The following is an 18,630-nucleotide window of genomic DNA, read 5'->3' on the forward strand; positions in this document are numbered from 1 at the left end:
GGCCTGAGAAAGGGTTAGAGCCATGGGGTTGTTCGCGATCCGCGACTACCGGCGCCTGTTCAGCGCGCAGGTGATCGCTCTGTTCGGAACCGGTCTGGCCACGGTCGCGCTGGGTCTGCTTGCTTACGACCTGGCTGGTCCTCGCGCAGGTGCTGTGCTCGCGACCGCGTTGACCATCAAGATGGTCGCCTACGTGGTGGTCGCGCCGTTGGCAGCGGCGTACGTTGATCGGTTGCCTCGGCGCCTGTTCCTCACCGTCCTCGACGTGGTCCGTGCCATGGTGGTGCTCGCCCTGCCGTTCGTCACCGAGGTCTGGCAGATCTACGTGCTGATCGGTGTGCTACAGACCGCCTCTGCGGCATTCACTCCCACCTTCCAGGCGGTCATCCCCGACATCGTCACCGAAGAGGCCGACTACACCCGAGCACTCTCCGCATCGCAGGTCGCCTACACCATGGAGAGCCTGCTCAGTCCGGTGCTCGCAGGTGTCGCGCTCGCGGTCATGTCCTTCAATCTGCTGTTCCTCGGCACCTCGATCGGGTTTGCTGCCTCCGCGATACTGGTGCTCTCGACCCGTATCCCCAACGCCCGCCCCAGCCAGCACACCAGCCCCCTGGACCGGGTCGTCTCAGGGATCCGAACCTTCACCGCCACGCCCAGTCTGCGTGCTGTGATGGCCTTGAACCTCGTGGTCGCGGCCGCCGGATCCATCGTCGTGGTCAACACCGTCAACTACGTCCGCGACGTGCTCGGCGGAACCCAGTCCGACGTGGCCTGGATGCTCGCCGCCTCAGGATCGGGCACCCTCCTGGCGGCCCTCGCCCTCCCCAGGATCCTGGACCGCGTCGCCGAACGGGTCGTCATGCTCACCGGAGCTGCCGTTCTGGTGGCCGGGGTCCTCGTCGCACTCGCGACAGCCGCGGCGAGTCTCGCCATACCGCCGCTCACCGCGGCCATCTGGCTCACGATCGGCGCCGGGATGGCACTCATCATCACCCCGACCGGACAAGTGCTCCGGGGGTCGGTCGAACCCAACGCCATCCCGCAAGTCTTCGCCGCCCAATTCTCCCTGTCCCACCTCGCCTGGCTGATCACCTATCCCATCGCAGGATGGGTCGCCACCAACGCCGGCTTCACCACCACCTGGACCATCCTCGCCATCCTCGCCGCGATCGGCGCCACCGCCGCACCTGTGCTGTGGACGCGCGACGTGGACGCAGCCGACACCGTGCCGGCCGCCGAGCCAGCCGGAACCGCGGCCGGAGTCAGCGCCGGAATCACGGCCGGAACCACGGCCGGAACCACGGATCGTGGCCGCGGAGTCGACGTGCTCGTCCGTACGGCCGCCGATACCGCCGAAGGCACCCTCGCTGCATGCCAGTGCGCATGCGTGCACGCCGTGTGAGTCCACCAAGTCGCTGGCCCGTGCACGCCTGCGTCTGAGTCCGGACAGTCCGGGACGGTATCGACCGTCGGGCCCTAATGGTGACCGGGTCCGGCGGTCTCCACCCGGAGGTGGAGAGATTCAGCGACGAGGTCGACGAGGCGGTCGACCTCGTCGGCCCCCGATGCCTGCCCGGCGGCCTCGAGCGCGTGGATGCTGTAGGCGGCCAGTTCCTCGGTCGCGACGTCGGGCCGTACCTGACCGGATTCCTGCGCGTCTCGTACGGCCTTGGCAAACAGCACGGTCAGGTCCGCGCTGTTGCGCCGGTGCTGGTCTCCGCGGTGGACCAGGCCATGTAGGTCGGACGCGGCTGAGGATCCTCGGTGGAAACAGATCCGTGCATAACCCTGGAGCATTGCGTACAGGCCGGCCCCGGCAGAGCTCGCCTCGTCACGGAGCCCCTCAAGATGTGTGAAGTGCTGCGCGACGTGCTCGGCATGACCGGCCACGAGCATGTCGTCGACACCGCGAAAATACTTGTACAGAGTCGCCCGGCTGATACCCGCCCGCTCGGCGACGAGGCCCATCGTCACGCCACGGACACCATGCTCGCCCGCCAGCATCCAGGCGGTCTCGAGGATCGCCGCTCGGACATCGCGCCGGTGCTCGGCGACCGTGTCCTTCCAGAGATTCGGCATGGCTCGACGATACGCCTTGTCTTACATGGAGACACCATGCATATTTACGTAGACACATTGTCTTACAAAACGAGGACTGAGTAAATGGCCACCGATGACAGCCCGAAGCCCGACGACGTACCCCCGGGGATGCCGTCGTGGGTCAAGTACCTTCTCGTGGTGCTGCTTGCAGTGGTGCTGATCGCCCTGCTGGCGATGTTCGCCCTCGGTGGCGACCACGGGCCAGGACGCCACATCGGCGGCATGCGCTCCGCCCCGATCGGGGAAGAGATCGATCATGGGACCGGCCTGTGATTGTCGGCCCGCGGCTACGACGGCTCCTGCTTGCCCTGCACTTGAGCTGCTCGGTGGGCTGGATCGGCTCGATCTGTGCCTATCTGGCGCTGGCCTTCGCGGTGCCGGCCACGGACGATCCCGCGGTTGTTCGAGCATCGTGGATCGGGATGGAGGTCGTCGGCTGGTACGCGATCGTGCCGCTCGCTCTTGGATCGCTTGCCACCGGCGTGCTGATGGGCGCGGTGACGAAGTGGGGACTGCTGCGTCACTACTGGGTGGTCATCTCGCTGGTGGGCACGGTCGTGCTCACCACAGTCCTGATCATGCACATGCCCGACGTCACCGCTCAGACCCAGCGGGCCCGAACGGCGGGGGAGGGGGAACTGCTGGTGATGGGCAGCGATATCTTGCACGCCGTTGTTGGGCTCGTCTTGCTGATCGGCATCATGATGCTGAACATCTACAAGCCCCGCGGCCTGACGAGATATGGCTGGCGTAAGGACCGGGCGGCGCGCGGCGCTGTCCGCCCCGGTTCGACGCTGAGCGGGGCATAGTTGTGCCGTAGTCGTTCCAGCCCGACAAGGATCCGTATGCCGTACGCAGCTGACGCCACCAGCCCCTTCTTGCGACTCGACGTCGAGTGTCGCGACCGCCATTGGTGGCTCACTGCCCTGGCTCTGGCGGCTCTCGTCGCCGCCATCTCGATGGCGCTCATTGGTCTTCCGCCCGTCGATCTTCACGGCCCGTTGCACAAGGTCGGGATCATGGATCCGCTCTGCGGAGGCACTCGAGCAGCTCGCTACGCGGCCCAAGGCAACCTCGTCCAGGCGTGGAGATACAACCCGCTCAGTATCGTCATCGTTGCTGGCGCCGTGCTCGCGGTCCTGCGTAGCCTGGTCGGGCTCCTCGGCCGACGGTGGCTCACCTTTAGGTTCTCGTGGACGCCGCAACGCCGGCGTTGGGTGATCGGGGTAGGACTCGTCCTGCTGGTGCTGCTCGAGATCCGACAGCAGCTGCGAGCGGATCTACTCATCGCTGGCACCGACATGTGGCGCTGAGGGTGCGCTGGAACGTTCAGCGCGGTCATCGACCTCAGCGGTTGGCGAACTTCGGTCAGCCGAGGTTTGCGAGCAGGTCTCGGCAGGCTTGCTCGCAGGCTCGGCACGCGTCGGCGCAGACGCGACAGTGCTCGTGCATGTCGGCGTGGCGGGCACACGCGTCACCGCACGCCTTGCACGTGGTGGCGCACGCCTCCAGGAACGCCCTTGTGATGTTGGCGTCGTAGCCGGTGTGCCGCGACAGGACGTTGACGGTCGCAGAGCAGGCATCGGCGCAGTCCAGGTTGCTGCGGATGCACTTGGTCAGGTCGGCGACCTTGTCTTCGCTGAGGCAGGCGTCCGCGCACGCTGTGCAGGCCTGAGCGCATTCGGCCAGCGTCTGGATCGTCTTCGTGAGCTGGGTGGTGTCGATGCCGCCCAGGTCCTTGGGGTAGGTCTTCAGCATCTGCACGACGGTGTGCATAGCATTCCTCTCGTCGATGGTGCTGTCGTACACGAACCAATTGGCCCGATGCCCAACAGGTACCCCACCGTGGCTGGGCCATGCAGCCCGCTTGGCGAGCATTCAGTCAATCCAGGGCTCAGGTCAGTGATCGGCCAGATCCACCCGGGCGGGCCACGGGTTGGCGGTGCATCCGTCCAGCCCCTTGGTCTGTTGCAGCATCACCGGAGCAGCCGCGCCCTCGCCTGGACACTCCGCATGCGGGTAGCCGAGCGCGTGGCCGGTCTCGTGGTTGACCACGTAGCGACGGTAGGCCACCAGCTTGTTGCCGTAGCTGTCGGCGCCGAAGTGCCACCGCCAGGCATTGAGAACGACATCGCTGCCGTTGCGGCACGACAACCTGCCATCGGTGTCAAGCGGAGCACACAAGGTGTCGGCGGTCTCCGGCGTGGCCAGGACGATCCGCAGGTCGGCGTGGCCGTCGACACGTGCGAGCCGGTGTTCGGCCGCCCAGCCGCGGTCGTCGGCGAGAGTCGTCTCGACGAATCGAGCGAACTGTTTGGTGGCGTACGGCAGTCCCTTTTCCACCTCGACTCGGTACGTCGTCGCCTCATCCAGTGGACCAGATGGAGCGGCCGCGACCTCAAAGCTCCCCGACCCGCGCTCAGGTATCGCCATCGACGTCGCGGGTGGTGTGCTGGGTCGGGAGACATCTCCCTCGGCTGCAGCGACCTCGCCATCGGGGAGCGTTGTCCCGGAGCTCGGCGAAGCTGAGGGCGATGCAGCAATCGACGACGTCGGGGCGCGCGCACTCTTCGTGGCGGGATGACTGTCGCGCGCCATGGCGACGAGTGGGAGGGTGATCGCCAGGCCGGTGAGAAGGACCGCGAGCGCAGCGTGGCCGGCGGAACCCTCGGCCGTACGCCGGCCGTGGCGAGGTTGCCGGCGTCGGTGAGATGGATTTCGGTGCTTGCTCATCGTCTCCCCGACCTACAGGACCTGTTTCCAAGTCTCGCCGTTGTCATCGGAGTGGAATGCTTCGTTCGACGTGGCGGCGTACCAGCCGTGCTCGGTGATCGTGAAGGCCGCCGGCTGGCCACCGATCGATCCGGCCTCCTGCCACGTCGTGCCCGCGTCGTCACTGATCCGAACGACACCGTCAGGGCCGATGCCTGCCAGGCCGCCTTCTGCAGTGGCGTCGAGGTAGGCAGTGATGGGGCCGCCGAGCTCGCGGGTCTGTCCCGAGGACGCGTCGATGCTGATCAGCTGGCCCTTGCCTGTGGTTGCGAACAGTTGGCCGGCTTCGCCGGTGGCGGCGACGCTGATGAGGTCGCCTGCGTAGATCTCCTCGAACTGCTTCCGGTCCTCGGTGCGGAGCAGGCGCTTCGTGGTGGCGTCAAACCCGTAGAGGACGTCGCCGGCCGGTTCGAGGATGTGGAAGTCGGCCTCACCTTGCAGCGCGAGCGGTGTCCAGCTTGCGCCTGCGTCGGTGGACTCGATCAGCCCCAGATGTGACGGCAGGTCTTCGGTCAGGTCGGGGTGTCCGCTGCCGAGAAAGTGGCCAGGGCCAACCACGGTGAACGCCATGGTGTCCTGCCATCGGTCGGCGACTCGGCGCGGCTTGCCGGTGTCTGGAACGTGGAAGAGCCCGAAGTGGGTGGCGACATAGAGACTGTTGTCGGCGGGGTCGATGCCGAGGCCATGGATGTGGCCGACCGAGCGGTCGTCGGTGGTTTTGTCGGCTGCCGCTGAGGGGTTGGGGTCTGGGTCCGCCGCGCAGGCGGTTGCCAGGAAGGCCGTCGCCACTGCGACCGCGATCGCGAGCCGGGAGGTTCGGTTCATGAAGATGCTCCGGTGTTGGGAGGTTGCCGGGCAGGCGCATGCCTGCCCGGCTTGGACGATGGTCAGGACTTGAGCAATGCCTGCATCGTCTGGATCTCCTCGGTCTGGGCAGTCGCGATGTCCTCGGCCATCGCCGTGGCGTCAGGGAACTCGCCGTCGGCCTGCTCGGTCTGAGCCATCTCGACGGCACCCTCGTGGTGCTCGATCATCATCGTGAGGAACATCTGGTCGAACTCGGCGCCGGAGGCATTCTCCAGAGCGGTCATGTCCTCCTCCGACATCATTCCGGTCATTTCCTCCGACGACATGTCGCCGTGATCCATGCCGGGCATGCCCTCGTCCGGGACGTCCTCGCCCCAGCTCTCGAGCCAGCCGGTCATGGTCTCGATCTCCGGGCCTTGTGCTGCCTCGATGTCGGCAGCCAGGTCCTTGACCTCCTGGCTCTCAGCCCGGGTCTCGGCAAGCTCAGCCATCTCGATCGCCTGCTGGTGGTGCGGGATCATCTGTTGGGCGAACGTGACATCGGCATCGTTGTGCGTATCGGAGGTGTGGCTGTCGTCATCGCCGCCACGTGCAGCGAGGACAAGCACCACGGCCGCGACGACGAGCAGGACGGCCGCGAGGACGGCGGCCGTTAGGGTCTTCTTGGGCATGAGAAATACTCCATCTGTGTGATCCGAATCTGGGCAGCCGAAAGCCCGAGTCACCCGGTTGGGTGGCTCGTAGCGGCGCCTGTCAGCAGCGGATCACACAGAGTTGGAGAAGATCGGGCGGGTCGCGGTCGCGCCCGTAGAAGACCGGATTCGGCCAGGCGGGGAGCAACGTGCAAAGAATCTGGATGCCGCGTCGTGCCATGAGCAGAGCGACGGCCAGAATCAATCCGCTGAGGATGGCAAGGCACAGACCCAGAAGGTCTCCGTCCACGCCGTCGAATGGGGCCCCGGGCGTCTGCGCAGTCGTGTGAGTCCTGGACTGGTCAGTCGCGCCCTCACCGCTCAATGGCGATAGCCCGTGCACGTCACCGTGGCCCGCGGGCGCCACGATGCTCACGCCGTGGGGCACCGCCCCGACGATGTGTGTGCTGGCGTGAGACCCCCAGCCGTGCATCGACAGGAGCCCGAACAGCGCCACCGCAACAGCGGCGAGCACAAGGCGTGCACCGCGTGTCTGCGACGCCCTACGGAGGTCCTGCATGGCCTCGATATTAGGCGAAAGCCATCCAGGATCAGAACTCGCTCCCGATGAATCCCGGCGGATTCGGCGGCAAACGTTCGAGTTGGCCCACAAGAATCGATCAACTATGGTCGATAGGAGAAGCGGGATTTCTCCCTTCCTCGGCGGGTGCCTGGCTTCCCCGGCACGGGCATCCCCCACTTCATGCCTGTGGCGCCGGGCATGTACGCGAGTCGGTGGGACGAGGAGAACAGGTGCGCCCTGGTCGACACAAACAGATACGTGACACCAAACGAGGCCGGTTGCAGGCACGTGCCGGACGTACCCCGGCCCCGCATCCGCCGGCGCTGGTCGGCGGCCGACGCCGCGGCGTACGTCGGAACCCGCCCCAGTGGCGAGGAGCGGTCCCGCAGGTTCTGGCTGTCGCCGCGGTCGCAGCTGCACTGGGCGGTGGTTCGGCAGTTCAGGAATCGGCGGTGCCGGCTGCATCGACGAAGTCGACCTCGAAGCCCTCGGTGCCGCTATCGGCGCTCGAGCGGCCGAAGTCGGTGACCCGATCTTCAGAGCGGTCTCCTGCGGTGCGCGAATCGCGCGAACCTGCCAAGCCCAGGGCGAGTCGCATCCCGAAGGGCCAGCCGAATCAAGACCGTCTGGTCGAGCGGCTCAAGGTTGATCGCGAGACTGATCGCTGGGTGCTCCCGGTTGCTTCATACCGCCTCACAGGAACCTTCGGTGAGGGAAGTTCGCTGTGGGCAAACACCCATACCGGCCTGGACTTCGCGACGGCACAAGGGACGACGATCGTCGCCGTGGCCGGTGGTCGCGTCACTGAGGCTGGCTGGGCTGGTTCCTACGGATACCGCACGATCGTCGAGCTTCCTGACGGCACCGAGATCTGGTACTGCCATCAGGCCGTCATCGACGTCAGCCTGGGCCAATCCGTGAGTCAGGGTCAGCGGATCGGAGAGGTCGGAAGCACGGGCAACAGCACCGGGCCACACGTGCACATCGAAGTTCGTCCAGATGGCGGCGATCCAGTCGATCCGATGGTCGCGTTTGCTGATCACGGCGCTCGCCCCTAGAGGCATCAGATCCCATGAGGAGCAGCTGCTCCTTGAAATTCAACGCCAAAGGCGCTCTACTATCGGCAATAGTAGAGCGTGGGAGGCGGGCCGTTGAGACAGCATGCTGCACAAGACGATGGAGTAGCGCAGAGCGAGTCCGTCGATCGTCCGCCTGTGAGGATCAGGCGGATGGGCCTGCAGGATCTGCCGGACGTCGTGGCTGCACATCGTCAGCATTTCCCTGATGGATTCTTTGCGCGGCTTGGGCCCCGATTCCTCGGCCGCTACTACCGGACCTTTCTCGACGGTCCGCTGGCAGTGGCGCTCATCGTCGAGATGTCGGGAGTACCGTCTGGCTACCTCGTCGGCGTCCTGGATCCAGTTCAGCACCGTCGACTTCTACTGACGTACCACGGCGTTGCCCTGGCTGTGTGTGGTCTCCTCGGCTTGACCCGCAGGCCGAGGGTCTTGGCGCGCTTCCTCGTCACGCGATCACGCAGATACCTGAATGCGCTGAGGCGGTCTCGCGATCTCGCGACGGACACTGTCAATGTGCCCCGCCTCGCCGTCCTGTCGCACGTCGTTGTGGCGGAGAACGCCCGCGGCCACGGCCTAGGCACGCTGCTGGTCGATGCCTTCCTTGCTCAGGCGCGTGAAGCAGGAAGGGAGCGTGCATGTTTGGTCACCATCACCGGGCCAGAGGGTGCCGGCGCCTTCTACGCGAAGTCCGGGTGGAGCCACACACGTGACGCAACTGGAGTCGACGGTCGCCGATTGTCGTACTTCGAGCGAGAGCTCCCGGAGACCGAGTGAGGGCAACGCGAAGACTGGGTGTCATCCTCGTCCTGCATCTGGTGCTCTCGGCATGTGCGGTCGTGCACGGCAGCGCCTCCTCGGAAGGTGGGGCGACTCTCTCTGAGAGAGCATCTGCGCCCACCGCCATGTCGCCGTCGGTTGGTCCTTCCAAATCGTCCTCGTCGAAAGACCCCGCCAGTCCGGTGATCGAACCGGTCGCCCCTGGCCAATGGAGAAGAATGAAGGCGGCAGGGATGGTCCGACCCGGATGTCCAATCGTGCGGCGCAGCCAGCTCCGTTCGGTGCGGGTCAGCTTCGTGGACTTCAAGGGCGTCAAGCAGCGCGGTCAACTGGTGGTCAATCGTGATGTGGCCGCTAGCGTGGCCCGGATCTTCAGTCGCCTGTACGACGCTCGATTTCCGATTCGCAAGATGCGGCCAGTTGAGGAGTACGGCGGCGACGCAAACGCCAGCCTCGCCGACGACAACACATCCGCGTACAACTGCCGCAGAGCGAACCAGATCAACGCACCGTTTCGCGAGTCTCCGCACGCGAACGGCAGGGCGATCGACATCAATCCCTTTGAGAACCCCTGGAAGGATCTGCGCTGCAAATGTTGGTTTCCCTCTGACGAGCACCGGGCACGCAAAGAGGCTCCTGGAGTGATCCTCCGAGGCGGAGTGGTCTGGAAGGCGTTCCGCCAGGAAGGGTGGATCTGGCAGAACATCGACGTCGCCGACTACATGCACTTCGACACCGGCTATCCATCAGAGCCGTTTGGTTCGGGGCCAAAGGAGAACTGAGTCGGCTGCTCAGCGCCGAAGAGCCTGCTCACGCTGCTCCAGTTGGGGCCCTTCGAGCTGGTACAGGAAGCGCTCATCGAACGACTGCCGCTCGCACTCAGCACTCCGGCACCAATTCCGCGCTGCGCGCAGTCGCGACGCGCCTTACGTTCGATGCCTGTACCTGTTCGCGGACGTGCTGCGGGCGATCGCAGTCGGCGGCTGGCGAGTGGTCGAGTTGCAAACACAGGTGAGCGCGTGCATACCGTTGATCCACCCGATGAAGGGTCTGGGTGACTTATCCATTCCTTGAGGCGTGGAAGTGACACCACGATGGCGTCGTCGGGTGCCGCGACCCCGGCAGCAGGTCGGGGTCGCGGTCCGGCGACTGATGTATCGGACAGCACCTCGGCAGCCAGCGCAAGAGTGACCGCTCGTAGAGCGCGTACAGCGCACCTCGTCTGCGGCTAGTGACGGCTTGCTTGCTGGGACCCTTATTTGCCAGCGTAGGAGTGCAGGCCTCCGCCCCAGAGATTGATGCCCACGAAGTTGAACAGCAGCGCAGCGAAGCCAATGAGGGCGAGGGTGGCGGCACGGTGGCCGCGCCAGCCGGCGGTGGCGCGGGCGTGGAGGTAGGCCGCATAGGCAACCCAGGTGATGAACGCCCAGACTTCCTTAGGATCCCAGCCCCAATATCGGCCCCAGGCGTAGCGCGCCCAGATAGGACCGGCGATCAGTGCCGCGAAGGTCCATACCGGAAAGCCGAACGCATGCAGGCGGTAGGCCAGCGCATCGATGACCTCACTGGCGGGGAGTCGTGCGGCGAGGCCACGGTTACTGGTGCCGCGGGCCTCGGCACGTGACCGATGGAGGTAGAGGCACGAAGCCAGGGCGCCCACCGTGAAGGCTCCCGTTGCGAGCAAGGCCGCCGTCACGTGGATGTAGAGCCAGTAGGAGTGCAGTGCTGGGACCAGCGGGCCCGCGGGGACGTCCAGCAGAAGCACCGCAACCATGAGAAATATGACGACCAGCCCGGTGACGGCGAGCCCGAGCCATCGAATTGGCTGGAAGCGGAGCAGCACGAGGTACGTAGCGACGGTGGCGACGCACCCGGTGATCGTGAACTCGTACATGTTGCCCCATGGCACGCGATCGGCCGCCAGTCCCCTGGAGACCATCCCGCCGGCGTTCAGGGCGAATCCGATGACAGTGAGGGCGACGCCCAAGCGGCCCGCGAAGTCCTCGCGGTAGGAGATCTGCTGAGTCCGCTGATCTGGGTCCGTGTCCTCGTCGGAGGCGCCGCCGCGGACGAGGCGGGCCGGTTCGGGCTGAGGAACCTTGCGGAGCGACCATTCGGCGATGTGGGCCAGGAGCGCGAGGCTGTAGACCAGTGCAGCGAACATGATTGCGGTGTTGCTGAACTGGGCGTATTGGATATTGCTCATGTGGTTGCCTTCTCGATGTTGGCGAGGAAATCGGTCAGCGACTGATCGAGGCCGTGGCCCTCGAGGCGGTCGAGGCCGGCGATCTCCAGAGCGGCGCCGACCTCCGTACGGTGTGCGCGCAGCCAAATGCGTCGCGGGCGGATGAATAGGGATCCCATGAGGCCCAGGAGTCCGATGATGACGCCGCCGAGGGCGATACTTTCGCCAGGAGTAGAGCTGACTTGGAGTCGTGTCCAGCGGTTCAAGCCATCAAACGTGACTGAGCCCAGGCCGTCGGGGAGCTTGCGGGTAGCGCCCATCGGGATGTTGAGCGTGAGCGGCTTTCCGGTCTTGTCTGTGACGGCGGTCAGCTTCGTCTTGTCCAAGGCGTACACAGACTGGGGGACACCGTTACTCAGTCCCAGGTCGCCCTGGTAGACAGCCATCGACAGCACGGGGTTCATCGCGTCGGGGAACTGCGAGATCGGCCCCGTTTCCTTGCTCCAGGCGTACGTCGGCAGTAACCGCGCGTCGAGACCGAGTTGCGAGGGCTTGGCGTCCGGAGCCTTCACGACCCCCACGGAGGTGTAGCCGGCGTCCTGCGGCATGAAGACCGTCGGACCGGAGTAGACCGTGTTGCCTTCGCCGTCGTGGACCGTGATGGCGGGCGCGTAGCCGTTGCCGACGAGGAAGACGCTGGTGTCACCGATGGTCAGCGGGCGGTTCACCTCGACCCGCTGTTTCTCCTTGTCGGCACCAGGAAAGGGGCTGTAGGAAAGGTCTGCGCGGAAGGCCGTGGGCTGGCCCAGCGTGGGGCCGGAGGTCATGAAGTTCGCCTCGAACTTGTCGAGCGTGAAGCTGAACGGCTTGAGCGAGTCCGCGCGGAAAAGCGGTCCGGGAGCGAAGTCGTCATAGGACTGGCGCGCATTGGTGAACGTCTGTCCTTGCACCAGGTTGACCGAGCCGCGGAACCCGAAGAAGCTTCCTGCGGCGAAGGCGATCAGGATCACGACCAACGACAGGTGGAAGACCAGGTTGCCGGCCTCGCGCAGGTAACCGCGTTGCGCCGAGACGGTCGCGGACCCGTCATCGGAGGAGGTCGTCTCGACGCGATAACCCTGCCGCCGGAGCAGTTTCCGGGCCGCGGAGGTGACCTCCTGCGGGGAGGCGCTTGATGCACCCGTGATCGAGTGTGGGAGGCGGGTCAGGTTGCGGGGCGCACGGGGCGGGGGAGCGGTCGCAGCGCGCCAGTACACCCTGAGCCGCGGCAGGATGCAGCCCACCAGGGAGACCATCAGCAGCAGGTAGATCGCGCTGAACCACGGCGACCCGTAGACGTGGAAAACATCGAGTCGCTCGTAGACCGGCGTCAGCTTGGGGTGCATCTGTTGCCACTGGCGTACCGCGTTCGGATCGACCGGCTCCTGCGGCACGAGCGACCCGGGAACTGAGGCCAGCCCCAGGAGAAGGAGCAGAATCAGGGCGGTCCTCATCGAAGTGAGCTGGCGCCAGGCCCATCGCCCGAGTTCCAAGACTCCGAGTTTGCCCGGTGCCGATGGGGGCTGGCTCGGTTGCGTGGTCAGCGGTGCGTCGATGGTGTCGGTCACGTGACCGGACCCGCAGATGAGGCCTCGAAAGTCTTGTTCGAAGCGCTGGCGCGCTGGGTTGCCAGCGCGAAGTACGTGGCTGCAGCGACGAAGACGATGATGCTGGTCCATACGTTCAAACGCAGTCCGAGGACGTGGTTCGCCGTGTCGATCCGCAAATACTCGATCCATCCCCGGCCAGCGGTGTAGCCCATGACATAGATGGCGAACAATCGACCGCCGGCGATCTTGAAGCGCGCTTCGACCCAGAGAACGAGTCCCACGACGCCAAGGTCCCACAGCGACTCGTAGAGGAACGTGGGATGGAATGTCGCGAAGCTCTCGTAGCCGTCCGGACGCCTATCGGGGCTGATCTGCAGCCCCCACGGCAGTTGTGTGGGCCGGCCGAAGAGCTCCTGGTTCCACCAATTGCCCCAGCGGCCGATCGCCTGCGCGAGCGGGATGGCGGGTGCGATCACCCCGGCGATCTCACCGAACGGCGCGCCGGCGCGGCGGACACCGATCCAGGCCCCAAGTGCACCCAGGAAGATCGCACCCCAGACGCCGAGCCCGCCATGCCATATGTAGAGGGCCTCGATCGGTCGGCGTCCCTCCCCGAAGTAGAGCTCGGGGTCGGTGATGACGTGGTAGAGCCGACCTCCGATGATGCCGAACGGGATTGCCCACAAGGCGATGTCCTGGATCCGCCCCGGCTGACCCCCTCGGCTTGTCCATCGCTTCTCAGCCAGCCAGACGGCTGCGATGATGCCGGCGATGATGCACAGCGCGTAGGCGCGCACCGGGAAGAGTCCGATGTGCCAGACGCCTTCACTCGGACTAGGGATGTAGTAGAGCGCAGTCATGCCGTGCTCAGACCCTCGGGTTCGGGTCCCCGACGATGCCGCCGATGACCGCGAGCACGCCGGCAGCCGGGTAGCCGATGAGCAGATCCTGCCAGCCCATCGAGATCGGGATCGGCCGCCAGCCGGCATGAGCGACCAGATGCTGGACGGCGATGAGGGCCGCCAGGCCGAACAACGACCAAGACGCGATGCGGCGCTTGCTCCAGGTAGACAGCTGCCTGTCGATATCGCTCTTCTTGGCGCGGCGACGGATGCTCGCCATGACGCACTTCCTCTCCTCAGGAACGAACTACTAAGGAGAATAGTAGATGAGCTTGTGCGTGCCGCCGCAGGGCCGATGGGAGTCCCGTCGATTCATGCCTCCGCTGGTCACGGAGGAAGACAACTCACGCCATCCGACAGATGCCTTCCCATGCGATAGCGATAGCGGGAGCGGCGGCCAGGACCAGCGGGATCATCACAGCCGCGGCGATTCCGAACGATGCACCCACCGATGCAGTCACCGGCAAGCGTCGTGGTCGGTCTCGCAGCCGGGACAACCGTGCCTCAACATCGTGTGCGCTCGCAGCCAACGTGCCCGCTGGTGCGGGATTACACGCAAGTCGAGCAAGCGCGTCGCGAAGCGGTCCCGGGCCGACCCGGCGGCGGGCGCCGTCATCGGCGCACAGCTCCGCATACAGGCGCACCAGGGGCATCGCCGTACGAAAGGCAGGAAAGACTGGCGCGAGGGTTCCGAAGAGCGCGCGACACGCGACCAGCGCCGTGTGGTGCCGCTGGCGAAGGTGCGCATGCTCGTGGGCCAGAACGGCATCGAGCTCGTCGGGGCGGAGAGCGGCGAGCAAGCCACTCGTGAGCACGACTCGATGGCGTCGGCCGCCGATGCAGAAGGCGTACGGTGCGTCGTGCTCGACGATCAAGGCACCTGTCGCGGCATCAGGTCGTCCGACCATGTCAAATGCTGCGATACGCGCGGCGCGCTCCCTGCGGTCTGACACCGACACCCCAACCGCGCACCACATGGTCCGCGAAAGCAGCGCGAGGAACAGTGTCAGGCCAAGGAGCGCCGTGAATGCACCGCCGGGCGAGGCGTAGCCGTGGCGAAGATTCTCGGCGCAGAGGCTGAAGAATCTGGCCACATCGCCGCTGACATGGGAGAACGAGATACCGAGGGCAAGTCCAGAGGCAGCGAGGGACAGCAGCACCGAGATCGCCAAGGCCTGCCAGGCGGCGATGGCGAGTCGGGGCGCAAGCGACGTCCAGCGGGCGTCCCGCAGCCACGCGGCGCCGAGCGTCCCGGCAACCGCGGCGTACGTCGCCAGGAGGAGCGCATCAATCACCGAGTGCCCGCTTCAACTTCTTGACCTCGGCTGCCGACATGGTGTCAAGGAAGCGCAGCAGCGTGACCGAGCTGTCGCCGCTGCCGTTGAGCAGCTCATGCATGAGGTCGGCGGTGTGCGCGGCGCGGTCCTTGGTCGGCCAATAGCGAAACGCCCGTCCCTCGCGCTCGCGGGTCACCACGCCCTTGCGGTGCAGATTGTCCATGACCGTCATCACCGTGGTGTAAGCCAACGGCGGGTCTCGGTCGATCCGCTCGAGCACCTCGCGAACCGTCAGCGGTTCGTCTGCCGCCCAAAGGTGGTCCATGACCACAGCCTCAAGGTCTCCGAATGGGCGCACTTCCGATTGACTCCTCTTCCTCGGTCACTGGCCAGCGGACAGGTGGCCCGTCAGGACAATGGCTCCCACTCGGAACCCGCCTGCTGATACACGGTAGCGCGGTCGCCGTCGAGAACGGCGATGACGAGCTTGTCCTGTGCAGTGTAGGAGGCCGCGCTGGTGCCATCGGGAATCGCGGCCGAGGTCCAGGTCGACCCCATGTCAGTACTGACCTGGGCGTCACCCATGCCGACGACGAACAGATCTTGTCCGCCGCCGCCGACAGCAACCGACATGGACCCCATGCCGCCGCCCATTGCATCCCAGGTGCGGCCGCCATCGGTCGTTCTGGCGGCGCCGGCCTGCATCGATGGCGCGATCGCTACGTCGGGGTTCGACGGGTCTACCCAGATGGTGCCCATGAAGTCCATGCCCTGCGAACTGCGCCGCTCGAATGTCGTTCCGCCGTCCTCCGAGACGAGGATCCCTGCTTGGGGTGAGGCCACGTAAACCACCCTCCCTGAAGCACCGACGCCGTGAACATCAGATACCGGCAATCCGGAGACCGAGTCGAACGTCGAGCCGTCGTCCGTTGAGGCGTACAGGCCCTCGTGGCCGCCGGCAAGCACGGTGTCTCCTGATTGCGCCCAGCCCATGACGTCCTTGTTGTTGAGCGACTCGATCTGCGTCCAGCCCCCGGCAGGGTTGCGGTACCCGGCTCCGCCGTGGCCTCCGACGAACAGCCGGTCGCCAACCTGGCCAACCGCGTGCAAATCGCCGCCGACGACGGGCCCTCGTCGACCCTCGGAACCACCTGCCTCGGTGCCGTTGCTCGACCGCTGGGTCAGGTACGTGCCCATCGCGATCACGAGGACCGTGACGATGAGAAGTGGTGCGACGACCTTACGGGCGCGTGGCGTTAGGCCGAAGATTCGATCGCTGCTGGGGTCGGTCATGCGAGTCCTGTCCATGAGGGGCCCGGTTTATCTGCACCGGGCTCTGCGCCGTACTATCCACTATGGACGATAGTAGATGACTGGAGGGTGACGGAATGCGGCGCAACGTGCGCACGGCGGTTGTGGTCATCGTGGTCGGCGCGATCCTCGGCGTTGGCTGGTGGCAGTTGCGCGAGACCCGATCGCATGCCCGCAGCACAGACGCTGGAGAAGTCGGTTTGACGCTCTATTCCGGGGATGAGGGCATCCCGCTTCCGAATGTCGAGGGCGAGACCATCGCCGGTGAGATGCTCTCGCTGGCTGACCTTCGTGGTCACGTGATCGTCCTCAACGTTTGGGGGTCGTGGTGTGCGCCTTGCCGTGCAGAGGCGCCGGATCTCGCAAAGATCTCGAAAGAATCCGCTCCACGGGGCGTACGGTTCGTCGGGATCGACGTGCGCGACAACCCTGCGGCCGGCCTGGCCTTCGAGCGCAAGTTCGGGATCACCTACCCGAGCTTCAACGACCAGGACGGGCTCGTGCTTGCCTCGTTCACCGGCATAGTGCCGGTCAGTGCCGTCCCCTCGACCCTGGTCATCGACCGCAACGGGTTCATTCGCGCCCGCAACATCGGCCGCATCGACGCCACCACTCTGCGCGGCCTGATCGAGGACGCGGAGAAGCTCGGATGACTCATGCGCTGTCGATCGGTGCCACAGTCGCCTACGGGCCACTCCTGGTGGCCATCCTGGTGGCTATTCTCGCGGGCGCGATCTCGTTCCTCAGCCCGTGTTGTCTGCCGCTGGTCCCTGGCTACCTTGCCTACGTGACTGGCGCGGCGGGAGCGGACGCCGCGGGCGAGGCCAGCGCCAGGAAACGGTCGACCGCAGTAGTGGGGACCGCACTGTTCGTGCTTGGGTTCGCCGTGGTGTTCACCAGTTACGGAGCGCTGTTCGGCACGATCGGCGGCACTCTGGTCCGACATCAGGATCTGCTCATCCGGATCCTCGGAGTCGTCACGATTTTCCTGGGCCTGGTGTTCGCTGGTGTGTTGGGGGCAGTGCCGGGGCTATCACGTACCTTCCGACTCGGCTACCAACCGACGGTCGGCCTCGCTGGGGCTCCGGTGCTCGGAGTCATGTTCGGTATCGGTTGGACGCCATGCATCGGTCCGACGCTTGCGGCGGTGCTCGCCCTCGCGACCACCAGCGGTACAGCCGGTCGCGGGGCCCTGCTGTCCTTCGCGTACAGCCTCGGCCTCGGGATCCCGTTCCTGCTGGCCGCCATGGGCATCAGCCGCGCCTTTCGCGTCTTCGCGTTCGCCCGGCGTCACGCGCAATCCGTGATGCGGATCGGCGGTGCCATGCTGGTGGTTCTGGGGGTCCTGGAGGTCACTGGCATCTGGGGTGCCTGGCTGGCAAGCCTGCGCACGCTCTTCGGCACGTGGCAGGTGCCGCTGTGACGCACGCCGCTGCATGGTTCGCTCGGCATCCCATGCCTGCGGTCGTGCTTGCGCTTGCACTGCTTGGCGGCGCATCGTGGGAGGTCGCTTACGCCTTCGGTGCGCAAGGGTCGCCGGCGGCGCAATCGACCGTCTCGGAGGGCGGAGTTGCGCCGTCAGTGCCACCTGAGCCCAGCCAGGACGCGCCGCAGGCGCGGGTGGATCAAGCACATAGAGCTCTGCATGCCCTTGGCCGTGCCTGCAGGAAGCCTATTGCAGTTCGCGATCCTGACGCAGTGTCCCGGCCGACGGGTGTGATCGTGGCGTTCGCCCGAGATCACCCAGGCAGTGGCTTCCGAATCGATGGTGAGCCCGGCAGCACTCTTACGCTGCTCATCGTCGTTCGGAACGTCCTGGAGTCATGTGATCCTATGCTGGTCCCGAAGGTCGACGCGTTCATCCCGCGCGCATACCGCCCGTAGTAGCCATCGAGGCAGCGGGGGGAGAGCACATCGAGGGGACGATCCCGCCGCGGAGGTGGCGCTGCTATGGACCTGGTATCGCATAGGGGCGTCGGCTCACTCGCGTGGGCGTGTCGGCTCAAGGGGGACCAGACCGCTGTTGTCCACGCAACTCGGCGATCTCGGCATGAAGTCGGTCGATCTCGGTCGGCCGATCCTGGCTGTCCAAGTCTCCACAGCAGGAGCGCCCGTGGCCCATGCCGACTAGACCGCTTTGACGGTCACGCCGCATCGGGCGAACGCAGAACAGGTAGGTGAGCGTGATCGCTGCGGCCGCTACCAGCCCCGGAACCATCAGGTCGGTCATGGGAGATCCGATCGGGCTGCGGCGTCACGCTGGGCAGCCTTGAGTTGGTCGAGCTCGGCGCGAAGGCGAGCGAGCTCTTGCTCGTTTGCCGGCGGCGCTGACGTGTGGCCACCGGAGCGGCGCATCATGAAGAACATCATGAGTCCCATGCCCACCGGGCAGGCCAGGATGGCCACGGAGTACAGAAGCTGTGTCATTGGAAGGTTGTCCTTTCGGAAGGCGAGGCATCCGCCATCTACTAACTGAGATAGTAGGTTACTCCATGTGGCCACCCGCCGACAGCAGCCTCGACTCGAGCGAGGTGCCCGACCGTGCTCTTGCCAAACATTGCGTGAGAGGTCGCCATTCGGTACCCCAGTGTCAGTGATTCACGAGGGCGACGT

At 65.7% G+C, this 18,630-nt stretch carries 24 protein-coding genes; 9 read left to right on the forward strand and 15 right to left on the reverse strand.

Annotated features, from left to right (window positions below):
- Positions 1 to 22: 22 nt before the first annotated feature.
- On the forward strand, positions 23 to 1,405 hold the full coding sequence (locus ACFVJS_RS10470) for an MFS transporter (protein ID WP_008359925.1): 1,383 nt from the start codon (positions 23 to 25) through the stop codon (positions 1,403 to 1,405).
- 74 nt (positions 1,406 to 1,479) lie between these two features.
- Here ACFVJS_RS10470 and ACFVJS_RS10475 read toward each other — a convergent pair whose 3' ends face one another.
- A complete protein-coding gene (locus tag ACFVJS_RS10475) occupies positions 1,480 to 2,082 on the reverse strand; it encodes a TetR/AcrR family transcriptional regulator (protein WP_378879218.1) in 603 nt (200 codons plus the stop codon).
- 84 nt (positions 2,083 to 2,166) lie between these two features.
- Between ACFVJS_RS10475 and ACFVJS_RS10480 the strand changes: the two genes are divergently transcribed.
- The 3 genes from ACFVJS_RS10480 to ACFVJS_RS10490 are packed head-to-tail and all read left to right on the forward strand — an operon-like array spanning position 2,167 to position 3,416.
- On the forward strand, positions 2,167 to 2,376 hold the full coding sequence (locus tag ACFVJS_RS10480) for a hypothetical protein (RefSeq protein WP_008359922.1): 210 nt from the start codon (positions 2,167 to 2,169) through the stop codon (positions 2,374 to 2,376).
- Complete coding sequence (locus ACFVJS_RS10485) at positions 2,373 to 2,912, forward strand: hypothetical protein (protein ID WP_008359920.1); 540 nt, start codon at positions 2,373 to 2,375, stop codon at positions 2,910 to 2,912. Before ACFVJS_RS10480 ends, ACFVJS_RS10485 begins: the two co-directional genes overlap by 4 nt.
- Before the next feature lie 36 nt (positions 2,913 to 2,948).
- On the forward strand, positions 2,949 to 3,416 hold the full coding sequence (locus ACFVJS_RS10490) for a DUF2752 domain-containing protein (RefSeq protein WP_008359918.1): 468 nt from the start codon (positions 2,949 to 2,951) through the stop codon (positions 3,414 to 3,416).
- Positions 3,417 to 3,471: 55 nt separating this feature from the next.
- Here the strand turns inward: ACFVJS_RS10490 and ACFVJS_RS10495 are convergent, their stop codons facing one another.
- From ACFVJS_RS10495 to ACFVJS_RS10515, 5 genes are all read right to left on the reverse strand, one after another.
- Positions 3,472 to 3,981 carry a four-helix bundle copper-binding protein gene (locus tag ACFVJS_RS10495; RefSeq protein WP_378879222.1) on the reverse strand — a complete coding sequence of 170 codons (510 nt, stop codon included), beginning with the start codon at positions 3,979 to 3,981 and terminating at the stop codon, positions 3,472 to 3,474.
- A 21-nt stretch (positions 3,982 to 4,002) separates the two neighbouring features.
- Positions 4,003 to 4,836 (reverse strand): DUF3152 domain-containing protein, encoded by an 834-nt coding sequence (locus ACFVJS_RS10500; protein ID WP_328530692.1) that lies wholly within the window; start codon positions 4,834 to 4,836, stop codon positions 4,003 to 4,005.
- 12 nt (positions 4,837 to 4,848) lie between these two features.
- Positions 4,849 to 5,700 (reverse strand): F510_1955 family glycosylhydrolase, encoded by an 852-nt coding sequence (locus tag ACFVJS_RS10505; protein ID WP_008359912.1) that lies wholly within the window; start codon positions 5,698 to 5,700, stop codon positions 4,849 to 4,851.
- Positions 5,701 to 5,762: 62 nt separating this feature from the next.
- On the reverse strand, positions 5,763 to 6,353 hold the full coding sequence (locus ACFVJS_RS10510; protein WP_008359911.1) for a DUF305 domain-containing protein: 591 nt from the start codon (positions 6,351 to 6,353) through the stop codon (positions 5,763 to 5,765).
- Between the two features lie 82 nt (positions 6,354 to 6,435).
- A complete protein-coding gene (locus tag ACFVJS_RS10515; protein ID WP_008359909.1) occupies positions 6,436 to 6,894 on the reverse strand; it encodes a hypothetical protein in 459 nt (152 codons plus the stop codon).
- A 455-nt stretch (positions 6,895 to 7,349) separates the two neighbouring features.
- Between ACFVJS_RS10515 and ACFVJS_RS10520 the strand changes: the two genes are divergently transcribed.
- The 3 genes from ACFVJS_RS10520 to ACFVJS_RS10530 all read left to right on the forward strand — a co-directional run bounded on the left by ACFVJS_RS10520 (position 7,350) and on the right by ACFVJS_RS10530 (position 9,535).
- Positions 7,350 to 7,955, forward strand: a complete 606-nt coding sequence (locus tag ACFVJS_RS10520; protein WP_328530694.1) for a M23 family metallopeptidase — start codon at positions 7,350 to 7,352, stop codon at positions 7,953 to 7,955.
- A gap of 171 nt (positions 7,956 to 8,126) precedes the next feature.
- A complete protein-coding gene (locus ACFVJS_RS10525) occupies positions 8,127 to 8,750 on the forward strand; it encodes an N-acetyltransferase (protein WP_008359905.1) in 624 nt (207 codons plus the stop codon).
- Positions 8,751 to 9,010: 260 nt separating this feature from the next.
- A complete protein-coding gene (locus ACFVJS_RS10530; protein ID WP_008359904.1) occupies positions 9,011 to 9,535 on the forward strand; it encodes a M15 family metallopeptidase in 525 nt (174 codons plus the stop codon).
- Positions 9,536 to 10,008: 473 nt separating this feature from the next.
- On the opposite strand, the gene ccsB is transcribed toward ACFVJS_RS10530, so the two are convergent.
- The 7 genes from ccsB to ACFVJS_RS10565 form a co-directional block, all read right to left on the reverse strand.
- Positions 10,009 to 10,959, reverse strand: coding sequence for a c-type cytochrome biogenesis protein CcsB (gene ccsB / locus ACFVJS_RS10535; RefSeq protein ID WP_328530695.1), 951 nt, complete (start codon positions 10,957 to 10,959; stop codon positions 10,009 to 10,011).
- The gene (locus ACFVJS_RS10540) at positions 10,956 to 12,431 is read right to left on the reverse strand and encodes a cytochrome c biogenesis protein ResB (protein ID WP_328530696.1); all 1,476 of its coding nucleotides are present in this window, start codon (positions 12,429 to 12,431) and stop codon (positions 10,956 to 10,958) included. Before ACFVJS_RS10540 ends, ccsB begins: the two co-directional genes overlap by 4 nt.
- A gap of 110 nt (positions 12,432 to 12,541) precedes the next feature.
- Positions 12,542 to 13,387, reverse strand: coding sequence for a prolipoprotein diacylglyceryl transferase (gene lgt / locus ACFVJS_RS10545; RefSeq protein WP_050800845.1), 846 nt, complete (start codon positions 13,385 to 13,387; stop codon positions 12,542 to 12,544).
- Positions 13,388 to 13,394: 7 nt separating this feature from the next.
- A complete protein-coding gene (locus ACFVJS_RS10550) occupies positions 13,395 to 13,649 on the reverse strand; it encodes a hypothetical protein (RefSeq protein ID WP_008359901.1) in 255 nt (84 codons plus the stop codon).
- Positions 13,650 to 13,773: 124 nt separating this feature from the next.
- Positions 13,774 to 14,724, reverse strand: coding sequence for a M56 family metallopeptidase (locus ACFVJS_RS10555; RefSeq protein ID WP_008359899.1), 951 nt, complete (start codon positions 14,722 to 14,724; stop codon positions 13,774 to 13,776).
- Positions 14,717 to 15,064, reverse strand: a complete 348-nt coding sequence (locus ACFVJS_RS10560; RefSeq protein WP_008359897.1) for a BlaI/MecI/CopY family transcriptional regulator — start codon at positions 15,062 to 15,064, stop codon at positions 14,717 to 14,719. The genes ACFVJS_RS10555 and ACFVJS_RS10560 overlap by 8 nt, the downstream gene beginning before the upstream one ends.
- A gap of 50 nt (positions 15,065 to 15,114) precedes the next feature.
- Entirely contained in the window at positions 15,115 to 15,999 is an 885-nt protein-coding gene (locus ACFVJS_RS10565) for a hypothetical protein (RefSeq protein ID WP_008359896.1), read from the reverse strand.
- A 95-nt stretch (positions 16,000 to 16,094) separates the two neighbouring features.
- Between ACFVJS_RS10565 and ACFVJS_RS10570 the strand changes: the two genes are divergently transcribed.
- Together ACFVJS_RS10570 and ACFVJS_RS10575 are read left to right on the forward strand one after the other, a co-directional pair.
- Positions 16,095 to 16,670: a TlpA disulfide reductase family protein gene (locus ACFVJS_RS10570; protein ID WP_008359894.1), complete on the forward strand. Its 576-nt coding sequence runs from the start codon at positions 16,095 to 16,097 to the stop codon at positions 16,668 to 16,670.
- Entirely contained in the window at positions 16,667 to 17,440 is a 774-nt protein-coding gene (locus ACFVJS_RS10575; protein WP_008359892.1) for a cytochrome c biogenesis CcdA family protein, read from the forward strand. Before ACFVJS_RS10570 ends, ACFVJS_RS10575 begins: the two co-directional genes overlap by 4 nt.
- 579 nt (positions 17,441 to 18,019) lie before the next feature.
- Here ACFVJS_RS10575 and ACFVJS_RS10580 read toward each other — a convergent pair.
- Together ACFVJS_RS10580 and ACFVJS_RS10585 are read right to left on the reverse strand one after the other, a co-directional pair.
- Entirely contained in the window at positions 18,020 to 18,247 is a 228-nt protein-coding gene (locus ACFVJS_RS10580; protein ID WP_008359891.1) for a hypothetical protein, read from the reverse strand.
- Positions 18,244 to 18,444 carry a hypothetical protein gene (locus tag ACFVJS_RS10585; RefSeq protein ID WP_008359889.1) on the reverse strand — a complete coding sequence of 67 codons (201 nt, stop codon included), beginning with the start codon at positions 18,442 to 18,444 and terminating at the stop codon, positions 18,244 to 18,246. Before ACFVJS_RS10585 ends, ACFVJS_RS10580 begins: the two co-directional genes overlap by 4 nt.
- Positions 18,445 to 18,630: the final 186 nt, after the last annotated feature.

The organism is Nocardioides sp. NPDC057772 (assembly GCF_042798075.1).
GTDB lineage: Bacteria > Actinomycetota > Actinomycetes > Propionibacteriales > Nocardioidaceae > Nocardioides.

Bases quoted from the DNA above. Each gene is read 5' to 3' on its own strand.
- ACFVJS_RS10470 (WP_008359925.1), top strand. From the start codon at position 23: ATGGGGTTGTTCGCGATCCGCGACTACCGGCGCCTGTTCAGCGCGCAG.
- ACFVJS_RS10475 (WP_378879218.1), bottom strand. From the start codon at position 2,082: ATGCCGAATCTCTGGAAGGACACGGTCGCCGAGCACCGGCGCGATGTC.
- ACFVJS_RS10480 (WP_008359922.1), top strand. From the start codon at position 2,167: ATGGCCACCGATGACAGCCCGAAGCCCGACGACGTACCCCCGGGGATG.
- ACFVJS_RS10490 (WP_008359918.1), top strand. From the start codon at position 2,949: ATGCCGTACGCAGCTGACGCCACCAGCCCCTTCTTGCGACTCGACGTC.
- ACFVJS_RS10495 (WP_378879222.1), bottom strand. From the start codon at position 3,981: ATGCTCGCCAAGCGGGCTGCATGGCCCAGCCACGGTGGGGTACCTGTT.
- ACFVJS_RS10500 (WP_328530692.1), bottom strand. From the start codon at position 4,836: ATGAGCAAGCACCGAAATCCATCTCACCGACGCCGGCAACCTCGCCAC.
- ACFVJS_RS10505 (WP_008359912.1), bottom strand. From the start codon at position 5,700: ATGAACCGAACCTCCCGGCTCGCGATCGCGGTCGCAGTGGCGACGGCC.
- ACFVJS_RS10510 (WP_008359911.1), bottom strand. From the start codon at position 6,353: ATGCCCAAGAAGACCCTAACGGCCGCCGTCCTCGCGGCCGTCCTGCTC.
- ACFVJS_RS10515 (WP_008359909.1), bottom strand. From the start codon at position 6,894: ATGCAGGACCTCCGTAGGGCGTCGCAGACACGCGGTGCACGCCTTGTG.
- ACFVJS_RS10525 (WP_008359905.1), top strand. From the start codon at position 8,127: ATGGGCCTGCAGGATCTGCCGGACGTCGTGGCTGCACATCGTCAGCAT.
- ccsB (WP_328530695.1), bottom strand. From the start codon at position 10,959: ATGAGCAATATCCAATACGCCCAGTTCAGCAACACCGCAATCATGTTC.
- ACFVJS_RS10540 (WP_328530696.1), bottom strand. From the start codon at position 12,431: ATGAGGACCGCCCTGATTCTGCTCCTTCTCCTGGGGCTGGCCTCAGTT.
- lgt (WP_050800845.1), bottom strand. From the start codon at position 13,387: ATGACTGCGCTCTACTACATCCCTAGTCCGAGTGAAGGCGTCTGGCAC.
- ACFVJS_RS10550 (WP_008359901.1), bottom strand. From the start codon at position 13,649: ATGGCGAGCATCCGTCGCCGCGCCAAGAAGAGCGATATCGACAGGCAG.
- ACFVJS_RS10565 (WP_008359896.1), bottom strand. From the start codon at position 15,999: ATGACCGACCCCAGCAGCGATCGAATCTTCGGCCTAACGCCACGCGCC.
- ACFVJS_RS10570 (WP_008359894.1), top strand. From the start codon at position 16,095: ATGCGGCGCAACGTGCGCACGGCGGTTGTGGTCATCGTGGTCGGCGCG.
- ACFVJS_RS10575 (WP_008359892.1), top strand. From the start codon at position 16,667: ATGACTCATGCGCTGTCGATCGGTGCCACAGTCGCCTACGGGCCACTC.
- ACFVJS_RS10580 (WP_008359891.1), bottom strand. From the start codon at position 18,247: ATGACCGACCTGATGGTTCCGGGGCTGGTAGCGGCCGCAGCGATCACG.
- ACFVJS_RS10585 (WP_008359889.1), bottom strand. From the start codon at position 18,444: ATGACACAGCTTCTGTACTCCGTGGCCATCCTGGCCTGCCCGGTGGGC.